The organism is Nonomuraea turcica (assembly GCF_030718205.1).
Classification (GTDB): domain Bacteria; phylum Actinomycetota; class Actinomycetes; order Streptosporangiales; family Streptosporangiaceae; genus Nonomuraea.
The window spans coordinates 1-601 of the sequence record NZ_JAUZQF010000112.1; the positions used below are offsets into that span (position 1 = coordinate 1).

Below are 601 nucleotides of genomic sequence, written 5' to 3' on the forward strand. Positions count from 1 at the left end.
TGAAGGTTTTTCACCGCACCTCGCGAGCTTGCAGGACGAAGATTGCTTTGACGAGTTGACCTGCACGTAGCGGGCAGCAGCGGAGTTTGCGCAGGATGCGCCAGTTCTTCAGGACGGCATTCGCGCGTTCGCCGGGAGCGCGGAGCCTGGCGTGGGCGGAGTTGGCTGTCTTCTGGGACTGCGGCTTATCACGGCCCTTGTAGGGCACGGAGCGGCGAACGCTTAGGCCCGAGAGCGGCAGCTTGCGTGACCAGCGAGGGCCGAGTGAGCGCGACCATAAGCACGGAGCGGCGAACGCTTAGGCCCGAGAGCGGCAGCTTGCGTGACCAGCGAGGGCCGAGTGAGCGCGACCATAAGCACGGAGCGGCGAACGCTTAGGCCCGAGAGCGGCAGCTTGCGTGACCATCGGGACCTGCGGAGCTACCCGGCAACAGTGTGACGGGTGACTCGTACGCTGACGTGCTGGCTGTGGATGCCGCGGGCAAGATGCTGCTCTACAGCAACAACTTCGTGCGTGACGATGGTCAGCCGTTTACGGGCAGCGCGCCGCGTGAGGTCGGGCATGGTTGGAGTAGTTCGACCAGGATCATTCCGGCCGATG

Annotated in this window: 1 pseudogene; it reads right to left on the reverse strand. The window is 64.6% G+C overall.

Going from position 1 to position 601, the window contains the following annotated elements:
• Positions 1-10: 10 nt before the first annotated feature.
• A pseudogene (locus Q9G87_RS60480) lies at positions 11-205 on the reverse strand (transposase family protein); the annotation flags it as partial.
• Positions 206-601: the final 396 nt, after the last annotated feature.